This is a genomic window from Henriciella barbarensis (assembly GCF_003576345.1).
GTDB classification, from domain to species: Bacteria; Pseudomonadota; Alphaproteobacteria; order Caulobacterales; family Hyphomonadaceae; genus Henriciella; species Henriciella barbarensis.
Window position 1 is genome coordinate 666,492 of the sequence record NZ_QWGB01000005.1, and the last position, 26,547, is coordinate 693,038.

Consider the following 26,547-nt stretch of genomic DNA (forward strand, 5'->3'; position numbering starts at 1 on the left):
ACATCAAATCCGCCCCCTCAAGAAGCGATTATATGCCCGAGAGTAAATTACCCAACAGGATCGACGAACTGGTCGGTCAGCGTATCCGCTGGCGCCGCAAGGAACTTAAATGGACCCAGGAACAGTTGAGCGAAAAGCTCGGCCTGACCTTCCAGCAGGTCCAGAAATACGAGAAGGGCGTGAACCGTATATCGGCCGGGCGTCTTTACGAACTGGCCTGCGTACTCGATGTGGAGATCGGCTATTTCTTTGAAGGCGCCAAGGAATACCTCTCCCTGCCCCAGCAGTTTCAGGAAGAGACCGCAGAAGCGGCGCCGCTCCCTCAATTCGATCATGAGGCCATGGATCTGGTTTCCCATTTCCAGCAGATCCGGAATGAAGAGTTGCGCAAGGCACTGCTCGCCACCGTCAAGGCTGCGGGCGTGACGGATGACGAGGATAGTTGAAAAGCCTAGCCTCAACAAAGCGAAGCCTATAACAGGGCTAGATCGACCACTTTTAAAGCCGGAATAGAATTTTGACCGATCCAGTATTTCTTTTTACCAGCGAGAGCGTCTCTGAAGGGCACCCGGACAAGGTTTGTGACCGTGTTTCCGATGAGGTGGTGGACCTGTATTTCCGTGAAGCTATCAAGGCAGGCTACGACACGTCGCGCGTGCGGGTGGCTTGTGAAACAGCCGCGACCACGAACCAGATCGCCCTTCTAGGTGAGATGCGCGGACCGGACACGATCACGTCCGATATGATCGAAGACGTCGTTCGCGCCGCCGTAAAGGATATCGGTTACGAACAGGATGGCTTTCACTGGGAGAATCTGAAGCTCAGCAACTGGCTGCACGGCCAGTCTGAAGACATCGCCGCTGGTGTTGATGAAGGTACGGGTACCTACACCGAAGAGGGTGCTGGCGATCAGGGCATCATGTTCGGCTATGCGAGCGACGAAACCGATGAGCTGATGCCGGCTCCGATCTCTTACTCGCACCGCATCCTGAAGCAGATGGCCGAGTTGCGCCATTCCGGCGAGCGCCCGGAATTCGAACCAGACGCCAAGAGCCAGGTCACCATGCTATATAGCAATGGCAAGCCTATCGGCGTCGATGCGGTGGTTGTTTCCACTCAGCATCAGGATGGTCTGTCCGCAGCCGATGTGCGCGAACTCGTTCGTCCGGTGGTCAAGGACATCCTGCCAGACGGCTGGTTCCCGGAAGAAGACAAGTTCTATGTGAACCCAACTGGCAAGTTCGTCATCGGCGGCCCCGATGGCGATGCCGGCCTGACAGGCCGCAAGATCATCGTTGACACCTATGGTGGTTCGGCCCCGCACGGCGGCGGCGCGTTCTCTGGCAAGGACCCGACGAAGGTCGACCGCTCGGCGGCCTATGCGGCACGTTATCTGGCGAAGAACGTTGTTGCGGCAGGCCTTGCCCAGCGTTGCACGCTGCAGCTTTCATACGCAATCGGCGTGGCTCGTCCGCTCTCTATCAATGTCAATCTGCACGACACGGCAAATACGGATGAGCGCAAACTTGAAAAGCGCCTGATGGAAGTGATGGACCTGTCCCCACGCGGCATCCGCACGGCATTGGGCCTGAACAAGCCGATCTTCGCGCGCACCGCAGCTTATGGCCATTTCGGCCGCAAGCCGGACTCCGATGGCGGCTTCTCATGGGAAAAGACGGATCTGGTCGACCAGCTGAAAGACCTGGTGGGATAGAGTATGCCCTGCCAAGTTGCCGGGCAGATCTTCCAGTAAACGCCCGGCGTATCGAACGATGACCTGATACGCGCACAACTCTGAGTATTTACAGCAATATTTTCGATCTGCTCGAGACGGCGGACGGTTTCTGAAAAGGAACCTTCCGCCGTTTCCGTTATGACGACATAAAGTTCAGTGTACGGATCGCGAACAAGTTCACGTATCCGGCTGCGATATCCTTCGAGGGCTGGCGCGCTCCAATCCTGCGGAACGAGATGCGTTAGACGCGCAGATTCCGGAAAGAAGGGCGACAGGAACGCCCCTGGATAGCCGCCTGCAAAAGCGATAACGGCATTGGAATAAGCGTCCTCGTCTGGAAGCTCGGCGGCCACATAAGGGGCGCTCCAGTTTGCTGGCCACGGCGCACGACGCAGGAGTGAGGGCTGCGTCATCACTGACAGCCCCACCGCGCATGCAAGCCCAACAAGCGCGGCGCGACTACCTGCCAACCAGCCGGGCCTCCATAACGCAATGAGAAGCACAGCCATGAGCGGACCAATCATCCACGCCGCAATGATGTAGCGGGCGATAGAGAAAACGAAGGTCCACCCGATCACCATGACGATGAAACCGCCAGCGAGCGCGCAGGCTTCGCGCACACCCGGTTTCGTATTAACTCGGCGCCACGCGAAAGCAGGGATCAAGAGCGCAAGGCTGGCGAGATAGCCTAGCTGAAGGCGCGGATCGAAGAAGTCGTGCTCATTAATCATCTCGCCGTCGAACAGGAAAGCGAATGGTCTGATGAGCGCGCCGAAGAAGCCATTGGGCAAGTAGCGCGTGTCGCGAAAGGCTTCCTCTGGGCCTAAGGGCGAATCGAACACTCCGTTGAGCAACGGAAAGATCGGATTGCCATATGTTTCGTACAGATAGAATGCCGAACTGCCGCCGGTGAGCGCGATACCGATCAAGGCAAATACTGCGCAGACAAGTGTGCCAGATATCCGCTCGCGCCAGCCCTGCATGAGGATAAGCGCGGTCGTTGCGAAGAAGAGGGCATATACCGCATTGGTAAGCTTCAGACCGATACAAAGGCCGAGCAGACCGCTCGCAGCGGCGAGCCTTTTCCAGTTCAGTCGCTCATCAAGGCGAGGAAAGAGCAGCACGAGCGAGGCGAAGAATACCACGGTGAAGACGGCATCGTTGCGCAGTGAGCCGAACAGGCCAAACTGTGCCTCCGCTAGAAAACCTGCGACCGCTATCGACAGGACGAGGAGCAGGCTTGGTTTTGCGCCGGTGCGAGCGAGAACGCGGCGCGAAAGTGCGTAGAGCGCCGGCAGACCGAGCCCCTGCAGTATGCCAAGCAGGAAAGCGACGGCCCTGCCGGGCAGCCATTCAATCAGCAACCAGATAAAAACCTGCCAGCCGGGACTGGCGAAACTGTGCATTTCGGCAGGCGCGAGATCATGACCATCCCGCCCATTGAGAGCTGCCCAGCCATTGTACAGGTGATAATGGGCGACATCGAAACTTGCATCACGAGGCACCATCATGGAGAACGCGCCGAAACAGGCCAGCCACACTGCCCACCAACGCCACGAAATCTCGCTGGCAGGAAGGTCGGTCACTGACTGGCGCCCCGCTATCGGAGCTTGTCGTGAAACCGTCTGAACACTCACCCATTCGCTCCTTCGGCCGAAAGGGCGGTCGCCCCCTGTCCGGCAGACAACAGAGTTTGGTTGATAATCTCTTGCCCCGCCTGAGGCTCCCGCGCGATGCGGCCGCGCTCGATACGCCATTGCACCTCTTTGACGCAGAGGTCAGCAAGCTCTGGCTGGAGATTGGTTTTGGCGGCGGCGAACATGTGAGCTCACAGGCCAAGGCCAGCCCGGATGCCGGAATCATGGCGAGTGAGGTCTTCATTGAAGGCATCGCGAAATGCCTGTCTGATATCGATGAAATGGAGCTTCCCAATGTGCGCCTCTGGGATGAGGATGCCCGCGATCTGGTCGACCTGCTGCCGGATGCCTGCCTCGACCGCGTCTTCATCCTGTTCCCCGACCCTTGGCCGAAGAAGCGCCATCAGAAGCGTCGCATCATCCAGCCGGATTTCCTGAGAGAATTGACGCGGGTCATGAAACCGGGGGCGCGCCTGAGGTTCGCGACTGATGTACGCTCCTACGCTGATGAGGCGCTTACCATCTTCCTCGCCGAGCCGCGCATTGAATGGCTCGCCGCGGCTGCCGATGACTGGCGCAAGCCGCCGGCAGACCACTTCCGGACACGCTACGAAACCAAGAATCTTGGAGACATCGCACCGGTCTTTTATGATTTTGAGCGCAAATGTTCCTAGCCTCAGGTTGATCTCGCAACATTCGACCGTAGGGTGATCGCGGGTCTGAAGGGGAGAGTAGCCGTGCTCAGGACAATCGTCATATCTGCAATAGTCACTACAGGTGCGCTTTCCGCATCTGGCCAAGCCGGTGACATCAATGATGTGATATCCGCCTATAATGAAGCCGCATCTACGGGTAGCGCGGCGGAGCGCTCTGCGGCTGCGCGCGCACTTGGTGTGGCGGCGATGGAGAATCCGGATCATCAGGACGCGGGCCTGCTCGCCTATGAAGCCGGTCAGTCTCTCTGCGTCTATGATGGGTGCGAAGGCGCCTCCCAGCTTGCCGCATTCGCAACCTCTGCTGAGGTACCGGCAAATGCGGTACCACCCGCACACATCGAAATCCTTCGCACCTATGCAGACTGGAAAAGCCAACCGAATGGACAGACCCGCAGCGCACTTGATGGCGCGCTCGAAGCAGGGGTCGATACCGGCGTCTCCCTTCTCACGCTGACAGCCTATCAGGCCCGCTATCTGTATGAGTTTGAAAAGTCGGACTATCGCGAGGCAGAGATCAATGCCCGCCTGGCCTCCGCTCACTTCGCGCCTTTCAAGGACATGATCGGCAAGAACTGGAGCGATGCGGCGATTGCGGGCATCATCGCTGGCTTCAGCCGCAATCCGGATACGCAGGATGTTGTCGAGATGGCTGAGCACCGGGTCGCGCTTGCCAAGCTATCGTCTGAAACCAGCGATACGCCGGACTGGCTCGACCGTCACCGGCACCTTGCCCATGCGTGGCAACTCGCCATGTATGCCTACTACGAGTCCGGCGGTGGGCGGCGCCAGACCGGAAGCCGCCTTCAGGGTCCCGACCCTGACCAGCTGAAGACGGTTATTAGAGACAGTGAGCGCAGGATGCGAGATTATCCGAAGATCAGGACGCGCATCGTCTCGGCCGAGGAGTATGAAGCCGACGAGAGCAAGCTGCCCTTCTGCTCAGGCGAGCTCGATATGACGCCGCAGCTGCGCTATCCGATGCGAGCGAGCCAGCGAGGTATGTACGGCGCTGTCCTGGCCCGGCTCAAGATCAACGACCTCAAAGTATCAGACGTCGAGATTCTGGCGGCCGTGCCGCACTCGACATTCGAGGAGCGGGCGAAGAACACCATCATGAAATGGCGCTGGAACGTCAGCTCAGGCACGCCAGGCGAAACTTGCCGGACGAACCACGACAATATCTTCATTCCGCTCATCTTCGCGATGGAATCCTAGCCCCGCAGCTTTCATGCAAAGCTGATTGCGAAACGCGCGGTTTTCGGGCATAAAGACGCCATCGAATATACGGTCGGTCTGAATTTATAAGACCCCGTCGGACCGACGGCCTTGCTTCACTTCCCCCGTTTTTTCGAGAACCTTCGTGACCACCCGCACGGTGTGGGTCCGGCACGGGGAGAAGACTGGAGTAGCCATCATGGCAACCGGAAAAGTTAAATGGTTCAACGACCAGAAGGGCTATGGATTCATCAAGCCTGACGCTGGTGGTGCGGATATCTTTGTTCATATCTCTGCGGTCGAAAAGTCCGGCATGCGCACGCTCGCCGAGGACGCGCCGATCGAGTATGAGCTCCACACCGACGAGCGTCGCGGCAAGACCTCGGCCGTTGACCTGAAACTTCTCTAGACATTCGGCGCTTCGGCCATTATCCTAATGGCTAAGTCGAAAAATATCGGCGGCGGGTCCGGCAACGGGTCCGCCGCTTTCTTTTGTCCCGGAGACAGTTGAATCGTGATCGCGCTTTCGCAGCAGGAAAAGACCATTCTGAGCCTTATCGAGCCCTTGGCCGATGGCCTCGGCCTGGAGATCGTGCGCGTACGCCTCATGGGTGGCAAGCGTCCAATTCTTCAGATCATGACTGAGAAAGCGGGCGGCGCGCCGACCAATGTCGAAGATTGCGCCGACCTTTCTCATGCCATCTCTCCCGTACTGGAGGCTGCTGATCCGGTGTCAGATCCATACCGGCTCGAAGTCTCGACGCCGGGCATTGACCGTCCGCTGACCCGCAAGGGCGATTTCGGACGCTGGACGGGCCACCTCGCCAAGATCGAGCTGGCCATGCCGATCAGCGGCCGTCGCCGCTTCCAGGGCATCATCACGCGAGAAGATGACCGCGGCGTCGCCATAGAACTTGATGACGAAAGTGAACTCGTCGCGCAGGTCGATGAAATGTCGAAGGCAAGCCTCGTGCTTACCGACGAACTGATTGACGCCGCCCGAAAGGCAGGCGGGCTGCCGCCTCAGCCAGACGATGAAGATTTTTCCGGCCTCGACGTCGATGACGCTGAGGACGATGACAGTGAAGACAATAAAGAAGAAAGTGGAGCTAACAGATGAGTACAGTCGGCGTTTCAGCCAACCGGCTCGAAATTCTTCAGATCGCAAAAGCCGTCGCGGAAGAGAAATCCATCGACCGCAGCATCGTCATTGGCGCGATGCAGGAAGCGATCGAGAAGGCCGCGAAGTCCCGCTATGGTCAGGAGCACGACATTCGTGCGGTGATCGACGCAGACACCGGTGAGCAAACTCTCTGGCGCGTCCAGACCGTCGTCGCTGACGACGAAGTCGAGGACCCTGCCCAGCAGCTCGCACTTTCAGAAGCAAAGAAGATCGATGCCAGCTATGAAGTTGGCACCGAAATCAAGGAAGAGCTTCCGCCATTCGACTTTGGCCGCGTTGCTGCACAGACCGCCAAGCAGGTCATCATGCAGAAGGTGCGCGATGCCGAGCGTGAGCGTCAGTATGACGAATACAAGGACCGTGTTGGCGAGATCATTAACGGCATCGTCAAGCGCGTCGAGTATGGCCACGTCATCGTCGACCTTGGCCGCGCCGAAGGCATCATCCGCCGCAATGACGGCATCCCGCGTGAGAACTTCCAGCCGAACGACCGCGTTCGCGCCTATCTCTACAAGGTAAGCCGCGAGACCAAGGGGCCGCAGATCTTCCTGTCACGCGCCCACCCTGACTTCATGGTCAAGCTGTTCGCCCAGGAAGTGCCGGAAGTCTATGACGGCGTCATCGAGCTTCGCGCCTGCGCCCGTGACGCAGGTTCGCGTGCCAAGATCGGCGTAATCTCCAATGACAGCTCGATCGATCCGGTGGGCGCCTGTGTCGGTATGCGCGGTGCACGCGTTCAGGCCGTCGTTGGCGAACTGTCCGGCGAGAAGATCGATATCATCCCGTGGAACTATGACGCCGCGACGTTCATCGTGAACGCGCTTCAGCCGGCCGAAGTCTCCAAGGTTGTTCTCGACGAGGATGAGCAGCGTGTCGAAGTTGTGGTGGCTGACGATCAGTTCCCGCTGGCGATTGGTCGCCGCGGCCAGAACGTCCGTCTTGCGTCGCAGTTGACCGGCTGGCAAATCGATCTTGTCACTGAGACCGCTGACTCCGAGCGTTATCAGAAAGACTTCCAGGCTCGTACCGACCTCTTCATGAAGGCGCTCGACGCCGACGAGACGCTGGCACAGCTGCTGGCCTCTGAAGGCTTTGAGAGCGTCGAGGAAATCGCCTACGTCGCCCCAGAAGACTTCATCTCCATCGATGGCTTCGACCTTGAAGTCGCGAACGAGATCCAGGAACGCGCCCGCGAATACCTTGAGAACCTTGCCGCTGAGCAGGACGCCAAGCGCAAGGAGCTTGGGGTCGAAGACAGCGTCATGGAACTTGAGGGCATGACCGTCGCCTTCGCTGTGAAGTTTGGCGAAAACGACGTCAAAGACCTCGAGGATATCGCAGGCCTGGTGCCTGACGACATTACCGGCTGGCGCGAGCCTGGTCCGGACGGCAAGCCTGTCTTCCAGGAGGGCATCCTGAAGAAGGGCGAAATGCGCAAGGATGAGGCCCAGATCTTCATCATGCGGGCCCGTGTTGCCGCTGGCTGGGTTGAGCCGGAAGCGCTTGAGCAGCTCGAAGCCGACATGGCTGCCGAGGCTGAAGGCGAAATGGCAGACCTTTCCGAGGAAGAGCGCGCCCTGCTTGCTCTTGGTGATATCGGCAAGGGTGGCGAAGAAGCTGGCGAGGAACTCGCAGAAGAAGAGCTGATCTTCGACCTCGACGCACTGGCCGCCGAAGATGCTGGCGATGAAGGCGCAGAGGACGGCGATGATGCCGACTCCAAGGAATGATCGCGCAAAACGCCTGAAGGCGTCCGACAATCTGGAAACCGGCACTGACGGCCCGGTCCGTCAGTGCGCGGTCACCCGCGAGTCCTGGGCACAGGACTGCCTGATCAGGTTTGTCCGCTCTCCGGATGGCATTGCCGTGCCCGACGTGGCGGGCAAGCTGCCCGGTCGCGGCGCCTGGGTGAAGGCGGACCGCGAAACTGTCGATGCTGCGGTCAAGCAGGGCGTCTTTGCGCGCGCTTTCAAACAGAAAACGACCGCTGAAGCCGGCCTTTCAGGCCTCGTCGAACGTCAATTGTTGCAGAGATGCATCAATTATCTCGGTATGTCGCGGAAGGCGGGCGATGTGGTCATTGGATTCGACCAGGTTCGTGCCTATCTTAGGAACGAAGCGCCCGGCATCCTTCTGGAAGCAAGCGATGGCAGCGAAGATGGCCGCAACAAGGTTCATTTTCTCGCCAAGGCCATATATGAAACGCCACAGACAGCAGGTGCTCTCACTTCTGCTGAATTGGGCATGGCCTTTGGCAGGCCGCATGTGATACACGCGCTGCTTCAGCAGGGGGCGCTGTGCGAAGCCTTCAAGGACGCATACTGGCGTCTAACGGGATTTCGCCCGGCACCGGAGCGAGACTGGTTTTCTGGTCTTAAACGGTAAGATGATTACGGCAGGACCTTCCTGCCGGTTAATACGCAGGTATATGGAGTCGCATGAGCGATACGAACGACAAAGGCAATAATGGTGGACGCAAGCCCCTGACGGTGTCCCGCGGATCAAGCGGCACGGTCAAGCAGAGCTTTAGTCATGGCCGTTCCAAACAGGTCATCGTCCAGACGAAGAAGCGGCGGGTCGTTGGCCCCGGCGCCGGACAATCCGGCAGCGGGGGCGGCGCGAATGCGCCTGCTTCAAAGCCTTCGTCCCAATCTGGCAGCAAACAGCCGTCAAAGCTGGCTGAAGCCGCCAAGAAGCTCGGCATCACCGAACAGGAGCTGATTGCACGCCAGAAAGTCCTGCTGCAGCGCCGTGAAGCTGAGCAGAAGCAGAAGGTCGAGAAAGAGCGCCAGGAAGCTGCGCGTGAGCGCCTTCTGTCTGAACAGGAACGCAAGGTCCAGGAAGACAAGGAACGCGTCGAAGCCGAGGCACGCCGCAAGGCCGAAGAAGAAGAACGCAAGGCCCGCGAAGAAGCTGAAGCCCGCAAGAAAAAGGCTGACGTCAAGCCACGCGGCGCTCAGGCTGGTGCAGCTGCACCAAGCCCTGACATGCCGATCCCGGAGCCTGTTCAAGGCCGCAACAAGAAGTCCCGCAAGGGTGGCAGCGAACGCGATTTTGCTTACGACAGCAATTCACGCAGCCGCGGCGGCGGAAACAAGCGCCGTAAAGGCAAGCTGACTATCGCCAGCGCACTTGGCGATGACGGCGACCGTCAGCGCTCGCTTGCTTCGGTGAAGCGCGCCCGCGAACGTGAACGTGAACGCCGTCAGGGCGGTGACCAGCAGGAGAAAGTCTCCCGCGAGGTTACGCTGCCTGAGACGATCACGTTGCAGGATCTTGCCCAGCGCATGAATGAGCGCGTGGCTGACGTGGTCAAATACATGATGCGCCAGGGCGACATGATGCGTGCGAACGACATTATTGATGCCGACACCGCCGAACTGATCGCCGAGGACTTCGGTCACACGGTCAAACGTGTCTCTGAATCCGACGTCGAAATCGGTCTTGGCGACGATACCGATGACGATAAGGACCTGAAGCCACGCGCACCGGTCGTGACCATTATGGGCCACGTCGACCACGGCAAGACGTCGCTCCTGGACGCACTTCGCTCCACCGACGTGGTGGCTGGCGAAGCTGGCGGCATCACCCAGCATATCGGTGCCTATCAGGTACAGCTTGAGGGCGGCGACAAGATCACCTTCCTCGACACGCCGGGTCACGCAGCCTTCTCGGCAATGCGTGCGCGCGGTGCCAACGTTACTGACGTCGTTATTCTCGTCGTGGCCGCTGATGATGGCGTCATGCCGCAGACAATTGAGGCTATTAAGCACGCCAAGGCGGCTGAAGTGCCGATCATTGTTGCGGTCAACAAGTGCGACAAGCCGGACGCAAACCCGGACAGTGTGCTCACTGAACTTCTTCAGCACGACATCCAGGTCGAGGCTATGGGCGGCGACGTTCAGGCGATCAAGGTTTCGGCGCTTAACAGGACCGGGCTTGATGAACTGACCGAAGCCATCACGCTTCAGGCAGAACTGCTTGAACTGAAGGCCAACCCCGATCGCGAGGCGGACGGTATCGTGGTCGAATCCCAGCTTGACAAGGGCCGCGGTCCTGTTGCAACCGTGCTGATCAATCGCGGTACGCTCCAGCGCGGCGAGATTGTCGTCGCCGGCAAGCAGTGGGGCAAGGTTCGTGCCCTCGTCAATGAGCGTGGCCAGCAACTGAAGGATGCAGGTCCAGGCGTCCCGGTAGAGATCCTTGGTCTCGACGGTGCACCAGAGCCTGGCGACATGTTCAACGTCGTCGATAGCGAAGCGCGTGCCCGCGAAGTCACCGAGTATCGCCAGCGCGCAGAACGCCAGAAGCAGGGCGTGGCCTCGGGTCGTGCCTCACTGGAATCGCTGATGAACTCGATGAACGCTGCGGAGGTTTCCGAGCTTCCAGTCGTGGTCAAGGGCGATGTCCAGGGTTCTGTCGAAGCCATCCGCCACTCGCTGGAAGGTCTGTCGACCGAAGAAGTCCGCGCGAATGTCGTCTACGGTGCCGCAGGCGGTATCTCGGAGAGCGATATCCTGCTGGCAAAGTCATCCGGCGCGCCTGTCTTTGCGTTCAACGTGCGTGCGAACAAGCAGGCCCGTGAACTCGCTGAGAAGGAAGACGTGGAGATCCGCTACTATTCGGTGATCTACAACCTGATCGACGATGTGAAAGACACGCTTTCGGGCATGCTCGCACCAGAGAAGCGCGAAACCTTCATCGGCTACGCCGACATTCTGGAAGTCTTCAACATCACGAAAGTCGGTAAAGTTGCTGGCTGTAAGGTGTCCGAAGGCACGGTTAAACGCGGCTGCGGTGTCCGTCTCCTGCGTGACGATGTCGTTATCCACGAAGGCAAGCTGAAGACGCTGAAACGCTTCAAGGACGAAGTTGCCGAAGTCACCTCCGGTATGGAGTGTGGTATGGCGTTTGAGAAATACGAAGACATTCGCGAAGGCGACAAGATCGAGTGTTTCGAAGTGGAAATGATCGAGCGCCGGCTCGACTAGGTTCGTTGCCTGAAATTGACATGAAGTTGAGAAAGCCGGGAGATTTCCCGGCTTTTTCCATAAGCGGTTAAACAAGATGTGGTTTGTGGCGACCATGCCATCGCTCGCCGCCGCGCCTCTCTATTCAACCGATGCCGACACGATCAGCATCACGGGTGCTCCGAGCGATCGGGACATGAAGCGGCTGGTTTCCCAGACACGATCTTCGAATATCGGACCGACCGCGCTCTATTATGCTGGTGTGACGGCCCCCGTGATTTCAGCAGGTACTGCCTTCGTCACACGCGAGATGCTCTCAGGGACAGGCTTTACGGATTACTGGATCCTGCTGACCTCTTCGCTGCTTGCAGCGATGGCCGGTATCAGCTGGTATCTCATCTTCATGCGTTGGTCGTACCGCCACAATCACGGACGTGCTGCAGAGCTCGACAGCGAAACCGCCATTGACCTTACGCCCACGGGCCTCCACATCCGTCGCGGCGATGTTGAGACACGCATCGCCTGGCGCGCGCTCCGGTCTGTCCGCGAGAGCCGCCGTGATACACTTATCACCTTCAGGGGCGCAGATCCGCTGCTCGTCCCCGACAAGTGGTTTGGCCGCGACAAGCAGGCAGCGCAAGCATTCCGCGCTCGTCTGAGAGAAGGATTGCACGATGGCGAAGAAAAGAAGATCGCAGGCACCCGCCGCAAATGAACCGTCCCAGCGCCAGCTGCGCGCTGGGGAGCTGGTCCGCCACGCCCTGACAGATATCATGATGCGTGAGGAGTTCCGCGACCCGGACCTTCAGGGTATCAACGTCACGATTGGCGAGGTCCGCACCTCGCCGGACCTGAAGCACGCACACGTCTTCTGCTCACCGCTGGGCGAAACGGACGAAACCGCGCAGAACACGCTCGCCAAGGCGCTAAATCGCGCTGCGCCGTATATCCGCGGCCGGCTCGGCAAACATATTGACATGAAGTTCACGCCGCAGCTGCACTTCATCGCCGACCACTCCTATGATGAAGGCGCCTATATGGAGTCAGTCTTCAACAGCCCGCAGGTCAAACGTGACCTCGCAGGGGACGAAGAAGAAGACGACAACTAGGCTTTGCGGAGCCGACAGGACTGGGGCCGTGCTCAGGCCCCTGTGGGGCTGCGACAGATTTTCTCCATCGCTTTCCCTTTGGCCAGCTCGTCGATGAGTTTGTCGAGATAGCGGATTTCCCGCATCGTCTCTTCTTCGACTTCCTCGACCCGCACACCGCAGACGACACCCTTGATCAGACCCCGATCCGGATTGAGGGCAGGTGCCGTTTCAAAGAATGTCTCGATATCGGTTCCATCTTCCAGTACCCGGGCTAGGCTCACTTCGTCATGTCCTGTTAGCCAGAAGATAATCTCATCTACCTCAGCCTTCGTCCGGCCCTTTTTCTCGGCCTTTGCGAGATAGGCTGGATACACTTTGGCAAATGCCATTGTGTAAATACGATGCTTGGTCATGGCGGCGACTTTCAGGCAGCTTGAGAGAAGTTTACGCACAAACTCGAAGCGGAGCCAGCCTTACCACGTTTACGGTCTGAGCCGTTTCGACCGTCGCTCGCGCTATTCCACCGGTCGGCCATTATCGAGCAGGTCCTTCTCCCCAGTCTGCGCGCGTTCCTCGTCAACCTTTTCGGCAATGTGGTCATCAGGCCTCGTATCAAGGACGCTGGCTTCGGCGCTCTTGGCATCAGGTGTGGCCGCAGCCTTTGACTTGGCTGGCGGAGCGGCGGACGCCTGTCCTTCAGACACCGTCACGCCAGTCCCGGCCTTCACCTGCACCGGCGCGCCATCGAAGCGCAGGCGATAGATCGGCTCTGGCAAGGTGAAGCCTGCTTCCTCCACCGCGTCCTTGGCCGCGCGGATAGCGAGGCTGCGCGCTTTGCCGAAATTGGTCTCGGACTGGTTCACCCAACCCATGAAGCGAATGACGATATTGCTGTCGCCCACTGACATGATGATTGCGTCCGGCTTTGGTTCACCAAGTACAAAACCGAGACCAGAGATCGCCGCGATCCCCGTTGCCATGGCCGCGACCGGGTCGTCTTCAGCGTCGACGCCAAGCTCGAACTCAAAGCGGCGCTCGGGATTGCGTGTATAGTTCAGGATAACCGCCTTGAAGACAGTGGAATTCGGCACACGCAAATGATTGCCATCAAGCGTCATCAGCACTGTTGCGCGGGAAGTCAGGCGCACGACCCGGCCTTCATGATCATCGATAAGCACATGGTCATTGGCCCGGAAAGGCTGGCGCAGGCTTAGCATGATGGAGGCGATGTAGTTCTCCACCGTGTCGCGAACCGCAAAGCCGATAGCGAGACCGATAACGCCTGCACCACCAAGGATTGCGCCCATTAGAGCGGTCGCGCCGACGAGGTTGAGCGCCATGACGAGGCCGACAATGACGGCAACAATCCGCACAGCCTGGGAGACAATTTCTGCAAGAAACGGGTTCGGCGTCAGGCGTTGCCAAAGCGCTGACCAACTGGCCAGCAGATGGCCGATAATCAGGATGACAAGGAAAACCCCGATGGCGAGCCCGACAAGAGGAAGCGCTTCCCATCCACGCCGCAGACTGTTCTCAAGGCTCGCGATCGCCGGAGACAGAGAGCGGTCGACAGAAAGGTCCCGTTCGATGCTCTGCTCGACTGTCACAACACCCTGAAACCGGCTCGCGATCGAGACGGCGCGGTCGATGTCGGTCTGATCCGCCACCGTGCCACCGAGCGAGACAACCCCTTCATTCACCTCCGCAGAAACAGCGTTGAGCGCGCCGATTTCGGCGAAGATGGCATTGATCCGCGACTCTATCGCGCCGTCATCGCTGCTGGAGACCGAAATCTCCTCTGTCGACTCTGTGATGGTCGGTGCCTGTGCACTGACCTGAAAGGCGGTGCCCGATAACAGGAAGGCGGTCAGGACGATGAGAAGATGCAAGGTGCGCGTCAGCATTGAGGTCATAACATGATCAGTTAGGCCGGCGTTCCCGGCGGACGATGTGAAATGCGCCGGTTCGTCACAAGACCACAATACGCAGACTTCCTCTTGCACGGAGAATAAACGCACGCAAAGAGAACGCATGTCGGGGACATTTACACTTATCGCTCTCGCCTTCGGGCTTTCCGTTGATGCCTTCGCAGCGGCACTGGGCAAAGGCACTGGGGAGCGCACATCGACGTTTTCCAGCGCCCTTCGCATCGGTTTCGTATTTGCGGCGATGGAAGCTATTATGCCTGTGGTTGGCTATCTGATCGGGATGGCGCTATCGGCATGGGTCGCTGGCGTCGATCACTGGATTGCGTTCGTCCTGCTTTCCCTCGTCGGCCTTCACATGATCTGGCAGGCCTTCAAGGAAGAGCCTGAAACGATCGAGGACCATGCAGAAACGGCGGCAAACGGGCCGATAAGGGGCCCACGCTGGATCCATCTCGGGCTCGCCGCAGTTGCAACCAGCATTGATGCAACTGTTGTAGGTGTCAGCCTCGCAATGGTCGGCACAAACCTGGTTCTCGCCTGCTTTATCATCTTTGTTGTGACGCTTGTCATGTGCACGATGGGCGCCCTGATCGGGCGCAAGGCTGGCGACTGGCTCGGCCATTGGGCAGAGGTTGCAGGCGGTATCGTCCTGATCATTATCGGGGCGCTTATTCTGACGCAGCACCTCAGCCAGGGCATCTAGCTGGTTGACGCCGCGCACAGCGCCGACTAGCTCGCCTGCTCAAACGACATGTCAGACCCCGCGCCCGCGTTCGATCCGCGTGCGCCCTGGGAAGAATGGAGATACTTCGTGGGACGCAATCGCAAGAAAAAAGGCCTGCCGGTGCATGGCTGGCTCAATGTCGACAAACCGTCGGACGTGACATCGACACAGGTGGTCGGCATTCTGAAACGCCTTCTCAATGCGCAGAAAGTCGGCCATGGCGGCACGCTCGATCCTTTGGCCGATGGCATCCTTCCGATTGCTTTTGGCGAAGCGACCAAAACCGTCCAGTGGGCGATGGATGCTGACAAGGAATACGTCTTCACCATTCGCTGGGGCAGATCCACCGACACTCTGGACGCCGAAGGTGAAGTCATCTCATCGTCCGACACGCGTCCGGACCGCGACACCATCGAGACCGCGCTTGAGAGCTTCGAAGGCGAGATCGATCAGATTCCGCCCAAATACTCCGCAATCAAGGTCGATGGTGAACGCGCCTACGATCTCGCCCGCGATGGGGAAGAGTTCGAGATCCCGTCCCGCACCGTTCTCGTCCATGAAGCGCGCCTCGTCGAGACCCCGGATAGTAACCACGCGGTCTTCCATGTTCGCTCCGGCAAGGGCTTCTATGTACGTGCACTCGCCCGCGACCTCGCCGGCGCGCTCGGCTGCGATGGACACATTTCGCAGCTACGCCGCATCCGCGTCGGCGTCATGCATGAAGGCGCAGCCTTCAAGCTCGCCGATCTGGAAGCCATCGAAAGCCGCGATGAACTGCTGCGGACGCTCGCCCCGATCGAAGCGGTGCTGGACGATGTGCCGGACGTCGAAATCAGCGCGGAAGATGCCGCCGACATCCGCCAGGGGCGCGAAGTCATGCTCATGCCGCATGTGACTGAACGCTGGCGGCTTGAAAAGAACCCGGACCCGGAAGACCGCCTTGCACTCGCCATGTGCAATGACGAAGCCGTCGCAATGGGCGAAATCCGCGCCGGGCGCTTTCAGCCGATGCGGGTGTTCCAGGTCTGATAGACCTCCATCAGGCGTAACCGAAGAGCACTGCATACTGCTTGACTCAATTCGACAATTAGCTAATTGTCTATTTATGAGCTCAGTCTTCAAAGCCCTGTCCGATCCGACGCGCCGCAGGGTGCTGGAAATGCTCAGGGATGGCCCAAAATCCGCCGGTGAACTGGCAGGCGCCTTCGACGTGTCCAAACCAACCATGTCGGCGCACTTCGCCGTCCTGCGCGACGCTGGGCTAGTTGCCAGCGAGAAGGACGGCAAATCAGTCTTCTACCACCTTCAGATGTCGGTGCTGGAGGACGCGTTGTTTGGCTTCGCGCAGACATTCGGCTGGGAACGCCGGGAAGACATCTCGACAACTGGTCGCCCTGTCCTGAAGGAGGGAAAAGCATGACCCAAGCAGTTGAGCCGCGCCGCGCCATCATTCCGTTGGCCGTCGGTGTCTGCACCATCGTCGGCGCGATGCTCGCCTTCGGCATCACGAAGAAAACCGGCATACTCGACCCGGATCTTGCCCGGCGGGGTGCGGCTGCGATGCTTGGCCTGATGCTCGTCGTGATGGGAAACTACACCCCCAAACTTCGTCTCTTCCAGCCGGCAGGCGAACATACTGGCGCCAGCGCCGTCGACCGCTTTGCCGGCTGGACCTTTGTTGTCGCGGGGCTGGCCTTCGTCGCCATCTGGCTGTTTGCGCCCATCGACAAGGCGATGCTCGCTTCTCCGATGATCGGGGTTGCCGGTTTCCTTGTCGTGTTGGCGCGCTGGCTGGCCTGGGGTGAGCGGGCTGGTGGCACGGCAAGTGTCCTGCCTCGTCCGACACCGGTGCGCACCGCCGTATTCATATTACTAGTCTCACTACTGTGGACCTTTGCCATCTTCTTTGCGGATACCATCTGGGGCGACCGCGTGGCGCAATGGATGGCGATGGGCTTGATCATTGTTATAGCCGCAGTCGCGCCGTTCATCGCCGTCGCAATGCGTCGTGCTTCAAACCCCTAGCCCGCCTTCCGGGCAAGGTAGACCGTCTGGGTGAACGGCTTGTCCTGGAGCGGATTGTGGAATGTGACCGGCTCTGCCCAGGCTGTGCTGAACACAGATTTCATTCGCTCAATAAAGGCTTCATCCGTTCGGGCATCGGACCACAAGCCCATCACGCCGCCAGGCTTGAGGTGGCGGGCGAGCTGGCTTAGCCCCTCAACCGAGTAGAAACTGCCGCTCCTCGCATCGAGCAGCCAGTCTGGCGTGTGGTCGATATCAATCAGGATCGCATCCTGCGCGCGCCCGAAGCCCTCATCTGAAGCAGCCATTGCAAAGAAGTCACCGCGACGCACGGTGCACCGCGCATCAGCTGACAGCGGCGGCTCCAGCGGAACGAGCCCCTCCTCATGCCATTCGATGACAGGGGCCAGCAGCTCGACCACCTCAAGGCGTCCCACACCCTCATGTTCCAGCGCAGTCGCGGCCGTATAGCCCAGACCGAGCCCGCCGATGATGATGTCCCATCCCCCCTGAGGCGGCTCACCCAGGGCAGTAAGACCCAGCCTTGCAAGCGCGACCTCGGACGCCGTGAACAGACTGGACATCAGATGCTCCTCACCGAGAAGCACTTCCCAGACGTCCTGATCGAGCGAGAGAATGCGCCTGCGGCGCAAACTGACAGCACCGATTTCTGTGACCTGATAGTCGAGTTCTTCGAAAAGGCGGCTCATGATATCTCCTTGGCATAAGCCGTAATGGTCATGCCCCGAGGTGCAAGGCTAAGGGGAAAGATCGCACCGATCCCCTTCCATTTGCGGGCATTATGTGCCATGTGCGCGCCTTGAGGCGAGCTTTCGGGGCTCACAACTGGCTGGACGACATCCTGGCTGGTTCCCCGGGCACCCCCCAAACACCACCCTTACATTGAAGGGTATAGCTGAAACGGCCTCAATCGCAGGCCAGAACGAAGAGAGTATTCACGATGTCGATCACGGCAGAAAAGAAATCTGAGCTGATCAAGAAATTCGCCCAAAATGATGGCGATACCGGGTCTCCGGAAGTACAGGTTGCGATCCTTACCGAGCGTATCTCGAACCTGACCGAGCACTTCCAGACCAACAAGAAAGACCACCATTCGCGCCGCGGCCTGCTCAACCTGGTCGCCACGCGCCGGAAACTCCTCGACTATCTGAAGAGGAAAAATGAGGGCCGCTACCAGGTCCTGATCCAAGAGCTGGGTATTCGCCGCTAGGCACTGGCTCACAAATAGCCCGCCAGGACATGGGGTCCCGGCGGGCTTTTCGCATGAAGAGAAAGAAAACGCATGTTTGATAAGCAAACCGTGTCGCTGGAATGGGCCGGCCGCACGTTGACGATCGAGACGGGCCGTGTCGCTCGTCAGGCTGACGGGGCCGTCCTCGTCACATACGGGGACACCACTGTCCTCGCGACCGCAACCTTCCGCAAGGAAGCCAAGCCAGGGCAGGACTTCTTCCCCCTGACGGTCAACTACCAGGAAAAATACTACGCATCGGGCCGCATCCCAGGCGGTTTCTTCAAGCGTGAAGGCCGCCCGACTGAGAAAGAGACGCTGACGTCTCGCCTCATCGACCGTCCGATCCGTCCGCTTTTCGTCGATGGCTTCAAGAACGAAGTCCAGGTCGTCTTGACCGCGATTTCCTATGACCTCGAAAACGATCCGGACATTATCGGCATGATTGGCGCGTCCGCTGCGCTGGTTCTGTCCGGTGCCCCGTTCATGGGCCCGATTGGCGCAGCGCGCGTCGGCTACAAGGACGGCGACTATCTGATCAACCCGACGGCTGACGACCTTGAGGAGTCCGACCTGGACCTCGTTGTCGCTGGTACGACCGACGCAGTCATGATGGTCGAGTCCGAAGCCAAAGAGCTTCCGGAAGACGTGATGCTCGGCGCCGTTATGGCCGGGCACGAAGCCATGCAGCCGGTGATCGACGCGATCATCAAGCTGGCTGAAAAGTCCGCCAAGGAGCCGTTCGACTTTGAAGCCGAAGACCTTTCGGCCGAGCTGAAGCAGATCCAGGACCTCGTGGGTTCGGATCTGTCGGCTGCCTATCAGATCACCGACAAGCTCAGCCGTCAGGAAGCTGTCGGCGGTGCCCGCGAAAAAGCGGCCGAAGCGCTGGTTGCGACCGAAGACAAGCCAGAAGGCATGTCCGAAGGCGTCTTCAAGTCAGCTTTCAAGAAAGCCGAAGCGTCTGTCGTTCGTGGTGACATCATCAAGACGGGCAAGCGCATCGATGGCCGTTCGCTCGATCAGGTTCGCCCGATCGTTGCCGAAGCTGGCTTCCTGCCACGCACACATGGCTCTGCCCTGTTCACGCGCGGTGAGACACAATCGATCTGTGTCGCGACACTCGGCACGTCCGACGATGAGCAATTCATCGACGGCCTGGGTGGCACGCACAAAGAAAAGTTCATGCTGCACTACAATTTCCCGCCCTATTCGGTCGGCGAAACAGGCCGCATGGGCGGTGCAGGTCGCCGGGAAATCGGTCACGGCAAACTGGCATGGCGTGCCCTTCGCGCGGTTCTGCCAAAGCCGGAAGAATTCCCGTACACGATCCGTCTCGTTTCCGAGATCACCGAGTCCAATGGCTCGTCCTCGATGGCGACTGTTTGTGGCGGCGCTCTGGCGATGATGGATGCGGGTGTCCCAATCACGCGTCCAGTGTCCGGCATTGCAATGGGTCTCATCAAGGAAGAGAACGGCGTTGCTGTCCTCTCTGACATTCTTGGAGACGAAGACCATCTCGGCGACATGGACTTCAAGGTCGCTGGTACCGAGAAGGGCGTCACCTCGCTGCAGATGGACATCAAGATCGCAGGCATCACCCGCGACATCATGCAGACCGCTCTCGACCAGGCAAAGGGCGGTCGCGCCCACATCCTGGAAGAGATGAACAAGGCGCTTGCTGAATCGCGCGGCGAACTGTCGGCAAATGCACCGCAGATGGAAATTGTGAACATTCCGGTCGACAAGATCCGTGATGTGATCGGCTCGGGCGGCAAGACCATTCGCGATATCGTCGACACAACGGGCGCAAAGCTCAATGTCGAAGACGATGGCACGATCCAGATCTCTGCCCTCGACCGCGAGTCCATCGATGCGGCCAAGAAGCGTATTCGTGAGCTGACGGCAGAGCCGGAAGCTGGCGAAATCTATGAAGGCAAAGTCGTCTCCATCAAGGATTTCGGCGCCTTTGTGAACTTCTTCGGCCCGAAAGATGGTCTGGTCCATGTTTCTCAGATGGCTGATGAGCGCATCAACCACCCCAAGGACCTCGTCAAGGAAGGCGACACGATCTGGGTCAAGCTGATGGGCTTTGATGACCGCGGCAAGGTTCGCCTGTCGATGAAAGCCGTCGATCAGGAAACCGGCAAGGACAAGGAAAGTGCTGAGGGCGGCGACGCCGAATAAGGCCCCCGTCCAGTAGTCTGAAACATCTCAGACCCGGCACAAATTACCCTAATTGAGAAGGCCGCCAGAAATGGCGGCCTTTTTTTATTGCGTCTCATGCATAAGAACCCCCGGAAATTCCAAATGAAATCGGGCTTCACCTGGGCTCCGTCATGAAATATCGACCGGATGCCGTCTTTTTTTGATTGACATATAACTGTCACAAACCGTTCATGACCGTTATGTTACAAAAATATGACGTTCCTCGCGCCCTTGCGCTGCTGGCCGTGGCGGCATCGTCAGGCGCACTCATGACCCTTCCGGCTGACGCCCAGTCCGCCTGCACACTCGATAATGGCTATGCAGGTGGCCTCGTCAGTTACGTCACCGAGGTCGAATCCTGCCTCGCTGTGAATAGAAATTTCGAGGCAGGCGCGGAATCGGACCTGTTCGCTGCCACTAACAGCCATCGCACCACCGCTGGCATGTCCGCGCTTAACCGCCGTGCAACTCTTGACCGCGCCGCACGAGCTCATGCTCTGGACATGGCTGCTCGCGGCTATGCGGGCCATGATGACCTCGAAGGCCGTGGACACACTTATCGCATGCGAGCCCTGGACCGACAGGTTCTCGCCGGCGCGACAGGTGCAAACGTTGCGGTCCTTTCTGCAAACGCGACGCCTGCTGAGATATTCGAAGCGATCTCAGCCGATAGCGCGAACCAGCGAAATCTTCTGCATGAGGGCTTCACTGACACCGGCCTCGGCATCGCAGAGGCTGATGGTCGCCTCTATGTCGTGCAGATGCTGACCACGGTGGACGGCGAACTCGAAAGCCCGCTACCGCTTCAGGTTGTTGGTGCCACGACTATTACGCCGCGTGTGAAGCAGAATTATTTCCGCACGGCTGGCTGGAAACTCAGCGATGCTGCCGGCAATCGCCTTGCTGGCGGCACGATGATGCGCATGCACGACGCAGCCATCGACAGTCGGGATACCGGCTATCTCGATGTCCTCGTACAGCTCGACGCCGACACTTATGTCCTTAAGGGACCGATAGTTACGCGCCAGTAGGCTGTACGATCCAGACTAGCACGGGCGCATTTCCTGCACCGGAGAGCGCCCGTTCTTGTAGAAGAACAGCGCGCGTGCGAGGCGCGTGTTTCCTTTCTCGCGACGATGCGGTTACAAGCGCGCCCATGACCTTGTCTCCCTTTCTCGTCGCCATGTCGGGCGGTTCCGGCTCTGGCAAGTCCACGCTCGCCGACGCACTTATCGAGCGTCTCGGACCTGGACGCGCAGTCATTTTCCACGAAGACGGCTATTATTGGCCAATGCGCCATTACGGCCCATGCGATACGACCGAACAGCGTGCCACGATCATCGAGCAGGCCAATTATGATGATCCAGCCTCCAAAGACACCGCTCACCTCGTCAATGACATCCGGGCTCTGAAGCGCGGACAGGTCATTGAACAGCCCGTCTATGACTTCGATCGCCATGACCGCGACGAGAATCGCACGCTTCGCATCGAGCCTGCGCCTGTCATCATTCTCGAAGGCATACACGCCCTGTCAGTCAAGGCACTGCGCCCGCTGATCGATCTGTCCATATATGTCGATACGCCCGATGACCTCAGGTTGGCCCGCCGCATCCGCCGCGACGTGGTCGAACGCGAGCGCACCGTCCAGAATGTCCTCGAGCATTATCTGAAGACCGTCCGCGCGGCGCACTACCGATTCACCCACCCCGCCAAGTTCGAAGCCGAGCTTGTTATTGCGGATGAGGGCCTACCCGCCTATGGTAAAGTCTATCCTGGCGAAGACGCGATCGACAGAATGTTGGCCCCAGTCGTCTCGAGGCTCCAATTAATGGGTGTCTTATAAACTTTTTTGCCGTATAGTGGCAAAAATGAGGGGAATTATTGTTTTATTAACCATTTTCGTGGGTGTTTTCGCCTCACAGGCGAGAGCGGAGTGTCGTATTTCGTTTTCTGAGCGAGCTCGCGACCTGCCAACTTACGTCCAGAATGGTCAGGCATGCCTCCAGACGATCCCTTCGGGCTTTACTTTCGACGAAGAACTGGAGGCCCGCTTCGCCGAGCGCATTAACCAGACACGCCGCGAACATGGTCTCCCTACTCTCGTCTACCGCACAGAACTTCGTAATGCCGCGCGCTGGCACAGCCTCGACATGGCGGCGAACGACTTCTTCAATCACCAGGGCCTCGACAAGACGATGCCGAAGGACCGGATCAACGCGCTCGACCGTACGCTACTGACCAGCCTGCTACTGGAGAACATCGCGTCGATTACCGGCAATTTCGACTGGGACACGGTTGTTGATCGCCTCCACACCGGACTCATGAATTCACCCAGCCACCGTGACGCCATCTTGCGTGATGGCATCACGCACTTTGCCATGGGTGTTGTCACAACCGAACGCGGCGTCTGGCTTACAGAGCTGTTCGTGCGCGAAGACGGCACGTTCGACCGCCCGGTGCCTCTGCGCTTCGAAGCCGGGACCATCATTCGCCAACCCGCTACACTCCGCCGCTGGGCCATGAGCGGTCTTGCCATGATGTATGGCAACGATGCTGACGCCTTCGACCTGAAGGAAGAAGGCTGGGCGATGGGACGCATCCCGGCGCAGATCCGCGGCAAGATCGACTTGACCGTTCGCGGTGAAAAGGCCGGTCCACAGCCGAACCAGACCGTCTATATTCACTTTCACGGTCCCACAGTCGAAGTTCAGCCCTCGCGATCATCCTGACCGAAGGGTTTCGACCTCATGAAAAGCTGCAGATATCGCCGAGCGCTTTCTTCTTGAGCGCGTGTTTCGGTACCTTGGCCCCCTCGGCTGGATGCCCCACGGCGAGGATCAGATAGGGTTTCTCCGTATCAGGACGGTCGCAAAGGCGATTGAGGAAACTCATTGGATTTGGGGTGTGCACCAATGTTGCCAGCCCGGCCTCATGACAGGCCGCAATCAATAGCCCTGTGGCGATACCAACGCTCTCATGAATGTAGTAATTCTTGCGATTATCGCCCACCTCAGCGCCGCCGCGGCGCTGCGCAAAGATACAGATGAGCCAGGGCGCGGTTTCCATATAAGGCTTCTGCGCATCAGTCCCGATGGGCGCGAGTGCGTCGAGCCATTCCTCGCCCGCCTTGCCAGAATAAAAGGCGCGCTCTTCAGCCTCCGCCGCCAGCCTGATCTCACGCTTCTTCTCAGGCGAGCCGACGCACGCAAAAAACCAGGGCTGGTGATTGGCGCCAGAAGGCGCTGTCCCGGCAGCCGCTACGCAGGCTTCGATCACCGCCCGGTCGACCGGGGTCGGTGCAAAATCGCGCACTGACCGCCTTGTGCTGAGGTGCCGGTGTAGAGCTTCTGCCCGCCCCAATTGCTCGTGCGGGGCGCGTTCGACATATCCCTGTAGCGGAACATGAGTTCGTGGATCGGATTTCATGGAAGGATTATTCACCCAGTAATGAGACGCCAGCAAGTCATGCCTTGGCAGGCCGCCGCGCAATAGCTTTACCTCGAACTGCCGCCTTACGCTTCCATGCTTCGATTTTTGCCGGCTTCGCTGTCTTCACTGGCCCGAACTGGAAGGTCCGACGCGGCTTGACGCCTGAGAAATTCAGAACAGTCTTCTCAACCTGCTTTTTCGCGGCGCGGCCATACGACAGGGAATCAAAGATCACCGGCGCATCCGACGTCATGAAAATGTCAGCTGATCGACCTTCGAGCAACCGATCCCACCACGGCCCATTATCATGATAGGCCATGGCAAACCCCGGTAGGAAGCAGCGATCTACAACCCCCTTCATCTTGGCCGGCATACCACCCCACCATTGCGGGTAGATCCATACGAGATGGTCGGCCCAGACTGTATTTTTGCGCCAGTCTTCCAGGCAGGGCTCAAGCGTCTTACGGGCATGATAACCCTCTGTAAGGTCGGCATCGAATGTCATGTCGTGTAGGTTCATGCGGCGGGTTTCAGCGCCCTCGGCCTTTGCTGCTTGCTCGTAGGCATCGGCTAGGCCGTGCGAAAGCGACGTCTCCCGTGGATGCCCCACCCAGATAAAAACACGCTTGGCCATGATCGCCCCAATAAACAATGAACATATTCGTAATCGTTCATTGCCGCTCATGCAACGACTTTCAACGCCGCATCAGTTTTGGAAGGCGACCGGCTCTAGACGCGTCGCAAACCGGAAACTGCGACATCCACGGGCACATCACCATCGGTCAGCTCGAAGATGTCCTGCCGGATCTCAGGCGTGTCGATCAGTTCAGCGACGAAGGCGGCGACGTTACCGCGAGCAACATCGCCATAAGTCAGCGCACGCCCGGCCGCGATCTGGCCGTTGCCGTCTTCACTCTGGAGCGTACCTGGCCGGATGATGACATAGTCGAGCCCGCTGGCAGCGAGCGCCGCGTCAGCCTTCTTCTTCTCGCGCATATAATGCTCGAAACCTTCACCGATATCGCGGTCGCGGCCAGCATCCGGAAAGACAGACACGAGATAGACCCGCTTCACGCCAGTAGCGCGCGCTGCCTCAATCAGTTTAACGGGGCCCTGGCCGTCGATCATGCTCGTCCGTTCAGCGCCGCTGCCCGCCGCGCCAGCCGAGAAAACGACCGCGTCTGCGCCCTTTATAATTGCGGCGAAGTCATCGGCGCTCATCTCCATGAGGTCGCCTCGTGCCGGTGTTGCGCCCGCATCCTTCAGGTCACTGGCCTGCTCATCCTTGCGGTGGAGCCCTGTGACGCTGTGACCGCGTCGGATCAGCATGGGGATGAGCCGGCTACCCACACCGCCTGTCGCGCCGATGATAACGATATCTGCCATCTGGAATTCTCCTTCAATCTTCTTTGCAACAGGCCCCAGCCAACGAAGTTCCAGCCGGTTTCCCACCCGTCACCACTAGCGCGATGGCCGCCCACCCCTAGGATGCGCCAAAACATAAGGGAGGAGACTGAGATGAAAGATTTCAGCGGAAAGATCGCCATCGTTACCGGCGGCGGAAACGGGATGGGCCGGGAGCTCACCAAACAGCTTGCTGAAGCGGGCTGCAGCGTCGCGATCTGCGACATCTCGGAAGAGGACATGGCCGAAACCGTAAGCGCCGCTGAGGCGCTCGCCCCGCAAGGTGTCCGGGTTACGCATTTCCGCGCCGATGTTGGCAAGGAAGAAGACGTCCACGCCTTCGCAGACCATGTCCGTACCGCCCACGAGACCGACCACATCCACCTACTGATAAATAATGCAGGCATTGGCGGCGGGGGCAGCTTCGTTGACGGCCCGCGTGAGAATTGGGAGCGGACGTTCAATGTCTGCTGGTACGGCGTCTACAACAATGCGCGTGCCTTCATGCCCATGCTGGTCGCCGCCGATGAAGCGCATATCGTCAATGTAAGCTCGGTAAACGGCTTCTGGGCCAGCATCGGCCCCGATACCCCGCACACTGCCTATTCTGCCGCAAAATTCGCGGTGAAGGGTTTTACCGAGGCGCTCATCACCGATCTTCGGCTTAACGCGCCGCACGTGAAGGCAAGCGTTGTGATGCCAGGCCATATCGGCACCCAGATCGCCCTCAACACGCTGCGCGAGTTTGGCAACGACTCTGCCATCGGTGGCGGCAATGAAGAATATGAGGCCGCCAAGGCGCGCGGAGAGCAATTCCGCGATAATGCCATCACCACAGCCGAAGACGCTGCGCGCATCATTCTCGACGGTGTCCGCGCCGATGACTGGCGCATCCTCATTGGACCTGATGCCGAAGCCATCGATGAAGCGGTCCGCAAGACACCAAAAGCTGCCTATGAAGGTGACTTCGGCCTCAGCATCTTCGCAAGGTTGCGCGAAGCCATCGCGCCGGGGTGACAGCAGGCGCCCC

Annotated in this window: 28 protein-coding genes; 21 read left to right on the forward strand and 7 right to left on the reverse strand. The window is 59.0% G+C overall.

The annotated features are described in order from the left end of the window. The first annotated feature begins 32 nt into the window (after positions 1 to 32). Together D1224_RS06200 and metK are read left to right on the forward strand one after the other, a co-directional pair. The gene (locus D1224_RS06200; RefSeq protein ID WP_119379032.1) at positions 33 to 446 is read left to right on the forward strand and encodes a helix-turn-helix domain-containing protein; all 414 of its coding nucleotides are present in this window, start codon (positions 33 to 35) and stop codon (positions 444 to 446) included. Between the two features lie 71 nt (positions 447 to 517). Then, positions 518 to 1,714, forward strand: a complete 1,197-nt coding sequence (metK, locus tag D1224_RS06205) for a methionine adenosyltransferase (protein WP_119379033.1) — start codon at positions 518 to 520, stop codon at positions 1,712 to 1,714. On the opposite strand, the gene D1224_RS06210 is transcribed toward metK, so the two are convergent. Further along, entirely contained in the window at positions 1,621 to 3,372 is a 1,752-nt protein-coding gene (locus tag D1224_RS06210) for a glycosyltransferase family 87 protein (RefSeq protein ID WP_147372341.1), read from the reverse strand. The two genes, metK and D1224_RS06210, sit on opposite strands and share 94 nt — an antisense overlap. Positions 3,373 to 3,428: 56 nt before the next feature. On the opposite strand from D1224_RS06210, the gene trmB reads away from it, so the two are divergent. From trmB to rbfA, 9 genes are all read left to right on the forward strand, one after another. Beyond that, a complete protein-coding gene (gene trmB / locus D1224_RS06215; protein ID WP_233350420.1) occupies positions 3,429 to 4,046 on the forward strand; it encodes a tRNA (guanosine(46)-N7)-methyltransferase TrmB in 618 nt (205 codons plus the stop codon). Positions 4,047 to 4,109: 63 nt separating this feature from the next. Next, a complete protein-coding gene (locus D1224_RS06220) occupies positions 4,110 to 5,303 on the forward strand; it encodes an energy transducer TonB (protein ID WP_119379035.1) in 1,194 nt (397 codons plus the stop codon). Between the two features lie 199 nt (positions 5,304 to 5,502). Then, positions 5,503 to 5,712 carry a cold-shock protein gene (locus tag D1224_RS06225; RefSeq protein WP_119379036.1) on the forward strand — a complete coding sequence of 70 codons (210 nt, stop codon included), beginning with the start codon at positions 5,503 to 5,505 and terminating at the stop codon, positions 5,710 to 5,712. Between the two features lie 105 nt (positions 5,713 to 5,817). Further along, on the forward strand, positions 5,818 to 6,423 hold the full coding sequence (gene rimP / locus D1224_RS06230) for a ribosome maturation factor RimP (RefSeq protein WP_119379037.1): 606 nt from the start codon (positions 5,818 to 5,820) through the stop codon (positions 6,421 to 6,423). Next, positions 6,420 to 8,216, forward strand: a complete 1,797-nt coding sequence (nusA, locus tag D1224_RS06235) for a transcription termination factor NusA (RefSeq protein WP_119379038.1) — start codon at positions 6,420 to 6,422, stop codon at positions 8,214 to 8,216. The genes rimP and nusA overlap by 4 nt, the downstream gene beginning before the upstream one ends. Then, positions 8,194 to 8,871 (forward strand): RNA-binding protein, encoded by a 678-nt coding sequence (locus D1224_RS06240; protein WP_119379039.1) that lies wholly within the window; start codon positions 8,194 to 8,196, stop codon positions 8,869 to 8,871. The genes nusA and D1224_RS06240 overlap by 23 nt, the downstream gene beginning before the upstream one ends. A gap of 53 nt (positions 8,872 to 8,924) precedes the next feature. Next, on the forward strand, positions 8,925 to 11,477 hold the full coding sequence (gene infB / locus D1224_RS06245; protein WP_119379040.1) for a translation initiation factor IF-2: 2,553 nt from the start codon (positions 8,925 to 8,927) through the stop codon (positions 11,475 to 11,477). A gap of 85 nt (positions 11,478 to 11,562) precedes the next feature. Then, a complete protein-coding gene (locus D1224_RS06250; protein ID WP_182482185.1) occupies positions 11,563 to 12,171 on the forward strand; it encodes a YcxB family protein in 609 nt (202 codons plus the stop codon). Then, entirely contained in the window at positions 12,131 to 12,565 is a 435-nt protein-coding gene (gene rbfA / locus D1224_RS06255) for a 30S ribosome-binding factor RbfA (RefSeq protein WP_119379042.1), read from the forward strand. The genes D1224_RS06250 and rbfA overlap by 41 nt, the downstream gene beginning before the upstream one ends. 32 nt (positions 12,566 to 12,597) lie before the next feature. On the opposite strand, the gene D1224_RS06260 is transcribed toward rbfA, so the two are convergent. Both D1224_RS06260 and D1224_RS06265 read right to left on the reverse strand, forming a co-directional pair. Continuing rightward, a complete protein-coding gene (locus tag D1224_RS06260; protein WP_119379043.1) occupies positions 12,598 to 12,960 on the reverse strand; it encodes a DUF2200 domain-containing protein in 363 nt (120 codons plus the stop codon). Between the two features lie 102 nt (positions 12,961 to 13,062). Further along, positions 13,063 to 14,451, reverse strand: a complete 1,389-nt coding sequence (locus tag D1224_RS06265) for a mechanosensitive ion channel domain-containing protein (RefSeq protein WP_233350421.1) — start codon at positions 14,449 to 14,451, stop codon at positions 13,063 to 13,065. Between the two features lie 127 nt (positions 14,452 to 14,578). On the opposite strand from D1224_RS06265, the gene D1224_RS06270 reads away from it, so the two are divergent. From D1224_RS06270 to D1224_RS06285, 4 genes are all read left to right on the forward strand, one after another. After that, complete coding sequence (locus D1224_RS06270) at positions 14,579 to 15,178, forward strand: manganese efflux pump MntP (RefSeq protein WP_119379045.1); 600 nt, start codon at positions 14,579 to 14,581, stop codon at positions 15,176 to 15,178. A gap of 108 nt (positions 15,179 to 15,286) precedes the next feature. Then, positions 15,287 to 16,228, forward strand: coding sequence for a tRNA pseudouridine(55) synthase TruB (gene truB / locus D1224_RS06275; RefSeq protein WP_119379915.1), 942 nt, complete (start codon positions 15,287 to 15,289; stop codon positions 16,226 to 16,228). A gap of 76 nt (positions 16,229 to 16,304) precedes the next feature. Beyond that, positions 16,305 to 16,619 carry an autorepressor SdpR family transcription factor gene (locus D1224_RS06280; RefSeq protein ID WP_119379046.1) on the forward strand — a complete coding sequence of 105 codons (315 nt, stop codon included), beginning with the start codon at positions 16,305 to 16,307 and terminating at the stop codon, positions 16,617 to 16,619. Further along, positions 16,616 to 17,224 carry a hypothetical protein gene (locus D1224_RS06285; protein ID WP_119379047.1) on the forward strand — a complete coding sequence of 203 codons (609 nt, stop codon included), beginning with the start codon at positions 16,616 to 16,618 and terminating at the stop codon, positions 17,222 to 17,224. The genes D1224_RS06280 and D1224_RS06285 overlap by 4 nt, the downstream gene beginning before the upstream one ends. Here the strand turns inward: D1224_RS06285 and D1224_RS06290 are convergent. After that, complete coding sequence (locus D1224_RS06290) at positions 17,221 to 17,934, reverse strand: polyamine aminopropyltransferase (protein WP_119379048.1); 714 nt, start codon at positions 17,932 to 17,934, stop codon at positions 17,221 to 17,223. The two genes, D1224_RS06285 and D1224_RS06290, sit on opposite strands and share 4 nt — an antisense overlap. 251 nt (positions 17,935 to 18,185) lie before the next feature. On the opposite strand from D1224_RS06290, the gene rpsO reads away from it, so the two are divergent. The 5 genes from rpsO to D1224_RS06315 all read left to right on the forward strand — a co-directional run bounded on the left by rpsO (position 18,186) and on the right by D1224_RS06315 (position 23,413). After that, on the forward strand, positions 18,186 to 18,455 hold the full coding sequence (rpsO, locus tag D1224_RS06295; RefSeq protein ID WP_119379049.1) for a 30S ribosomal protein S15: 270 nt from the start codon (positions 18,186 to 18,188) through the stop codon (positions 18,453 to 18,455). 72 nt (positions 18,456 to 18,527) lie between these two features. Then, complete coding sequence (pnp, locus tag D1224_RS06300; RefSeq protein ID WP_119379050.1) at positions 18,528 to 20,663, forward strand: polyribonucleotide nucleotidyltransferase; 2,136 nt, start codon at positions 18,528 to 18,530, stop codon at positions 20,661 to 20,663. Between the two features lie 221 nt (positions 20,664 to 20,884). Further along, entirely contained in the window at positions 20,885 to 21,715 is an 831-nt protein-coding gene (locus D1224_RS06305) for a CAP domain-containing protein (RefSeq protein WP_182482186.1), read from the forward strand. Between the two features lie 125 nt (positions 21,716 to 21,840). Further along, the gene (gene udk, locus D1224_RS06310) at positions 21,841 to 22,527 is read left to right on the forward strand and encodes a uridine kinase (protein ID WP_119379052.1); all 687 of its coding nucleotides are present in this window, start codon (positions 21,841 to 21,843) and stop codon (positions 22,525 to 22,527) included. A gap of 25 nt (positions 22,528 to 22,552) precedes the next feature. Further along, a complete protein-coding gene (locus D1224_RS06315; protein ID WP_119379053.1) occupies positions 22,553 to 23,413 on the forward strand; it encodes a CAP domain-containing protein in 861 nt (286 codons plus the stop codon). 16 nt (positions 23,414 to 23,429) lie between these two features. On the opposite strand, the gene D1224_RS06320 is transcribed toward D1224_RS06315, so the two are convergent. From D1224_RS06320 to D1224_RS06330, 3 genes are read right to left on the reverse strand one after another with little or no spacing between them, the layout of a single operon-like run. Further along, positions 23,430 to 24,110, reverse strand: a complete 681-nt coding sequence (locus tag D1224_RS06320) for a nitroreductase family protein (RefSeq protein WP_119379916.1) — start codon at positions 24,108 to 24,110, stop codon at positions 23,430 to 23,432. 37 nt (positions 24,111 to 24,147) lie between these two features. Continuing rightward, on the reverse strand, positions 24,148 to 24,798 hold the full coding sequence (locus tag D1224_RS06325) for an NAD(P)H-dependent oxidoreductase (protein ID WP_119379054.1): 651 nt from the start codon (positions 24,796 to 24,798) through the stop codon (positions 24,148 to 24,150). A 44-nt stretch (positions 24,799 to 24,842) separates the two neighbouring features. Next, complete coding sequence (locus D1224_RS06330) at positions 24,843 to 25,499, reverse strand: NAD(P)H-binding protein (protein ID WP_119379055.1); 657 nt, start codon at positions 25,497 to 25,499, stop codon at positions 24,843 to 24,845. 132 nt (positions 25,500 to 25,631) lie between these two features. On the opposite strand from D1224_RS06330, the gene D1224_RS06335 reads away from it, so the two are divergent. Beyond that, positions 25,632 to 26,534 (forward strand): SDR family NAD(P)-dependent oxidoreductase, encoded by a 903-nt coding sequence (locus D1224_RS06335; RefSeq protein ID WP_119379056.1) that lies wholly within the window; start codon positions 25,632 to 25,634, stop codon positions 26,532 to 26,534. Positions 26,535 to 26,547: the final 13 nt, after the last annotated feature.

Coding starts and splice junctions, on each gene's coding strand:
- D1224_RS06200 (WP_119379032.1), top strand. CDS start 33: ATGCCCGAGAGTAAATTACCCAACAGGATCGACGAACTGGTCGGTCAG.
- D1224_RS06225 (WP_119379036.1), top strand. CDS start 5,503: ATGGCAACCGGAAAAGTTAAATGGTTCAACGACCAGAAGGGCTATGGA.
- nusA (WP_119379038.1), top strand. CDS start 6,420: ATGAGTACAGTCGGCGTTTCAGCCAACCGGCTCGAAATTCTTCAGATC.
- D1224_RS06240 (WP_119379039.1), top strand. CDS start 8,194: ATGATGCCGACTCCAAGGAATGATCGCGCAAAACGCCTGAAGGCGTCC.
- infB (WP_119379040.1), top strand. CDS start 8,925: ATGAGCGATACGAACGACAAAGGCAATAATGGTGGACGCAAGCCCCTG.
- rbfA (WP_119379042.1), top strand. CDS start 12,131: ATGGCGAAGAAAAGAAGATCGCAGGCACCCGCCGCAAATGAACCGTCC.
- D1224_RS06260 (WP_119379043.1), bottom strand. CDS start 12,960: ATGACCAAGCATCGTATTTACACAATGGCATTTGCCAAAGTGTATCCA.
- D1224_RS06265 (WP_233350421.1), bottom strand. CDS start 14,451: ATGCTGACGCGCACCTTGCATCTTCTCATCGTCCTGACCGCCTTCCTG.
- D1224_RS06270 (WP_119379045.1), top strand. CDS start 14,579: ATGTCGGGGACATTTACACTTATCGCTCTCGCCTTCGGGCTTTCCGTT.
- D1224_RS06280 (WP_119379046.1), top strand. CDS start 16,305: ATGAGCTCAGTCTTCAAAGCCCTGTCCGATCCGACGCGCCGCAGGGTG.
- D1224_RS06285 (WP_119379047.1), top strand. CDS start 16,616: ATGACCCAAGCAGTTGAGCCGCGCCGCGCCATCATTCCGTTGGCCGTC.
- D1224_RS06290 (WP_119379048.1), bottom strand. CDS start 17,934: ATGAGCCGCCTTTTCGAAGAACTCGACTATCAGGTCACAGAAATCGGT.
- rpsO (WP_119379049.1), top strand. CDS start 18,186: ATGTCGATCACGGCAGAAAAGAAATCTGAGCTGATCAAGAAATTCGCC.
- pnp (WP_119379050.1), top strand. CDS start 18,528: ATGTTTGATAAGCAAACCGTGTCGCTGGAATGGGCCGGCCGCACGTTG.
- D1224_RS06305 (WP_182482186.1), top strand. CDS start 20,885: ATGTTACAAAAATATGACGTTCCTCGCGCCCTTGCGCTGCTGGCCGTG.
- udk (WP_119379052.1), top strand. CDS start 21,841: ATGACCTTGTCTCCCTTTCTCGTCGCCATGTCGGGCGGTTCCGGCTCT.
- D1224_RS06315 (WP_119379053.1), top strand. CDS start 22,553: ATGAGGGGAATTATTGTTTTATTAACCATTTTCGTGGGTGTTTTCGCC.
- D1224_RS06320 (WP_119379916.1), bottom strand. CDS start 24,110: ATGAAATCCGATCCACGAACTCATGTTCCGCTACAGGGATATGTCGAA.
- D1224_RS06325 (WP_119379054.1), bottom strand. CDS start 24,798: ATGAGCGGCAATGAACGATTACGAATATGTTCATTGTTTATTGGGGCG.
- D1224_RS06330 (WP_119379055.1), bottom strand. CDS start 25,499: ATGGCAGATATCGTTATCATCGGCGCGACAGGCGGTGTGGGTAGCCGG.
- D1224_RS06335 (WP_119379056.1), top strand. CDS start 25,632: ATGAAAGATTTCAGCGGAAAGATCGCCATCGTTACCGGCGGCGGAAAC.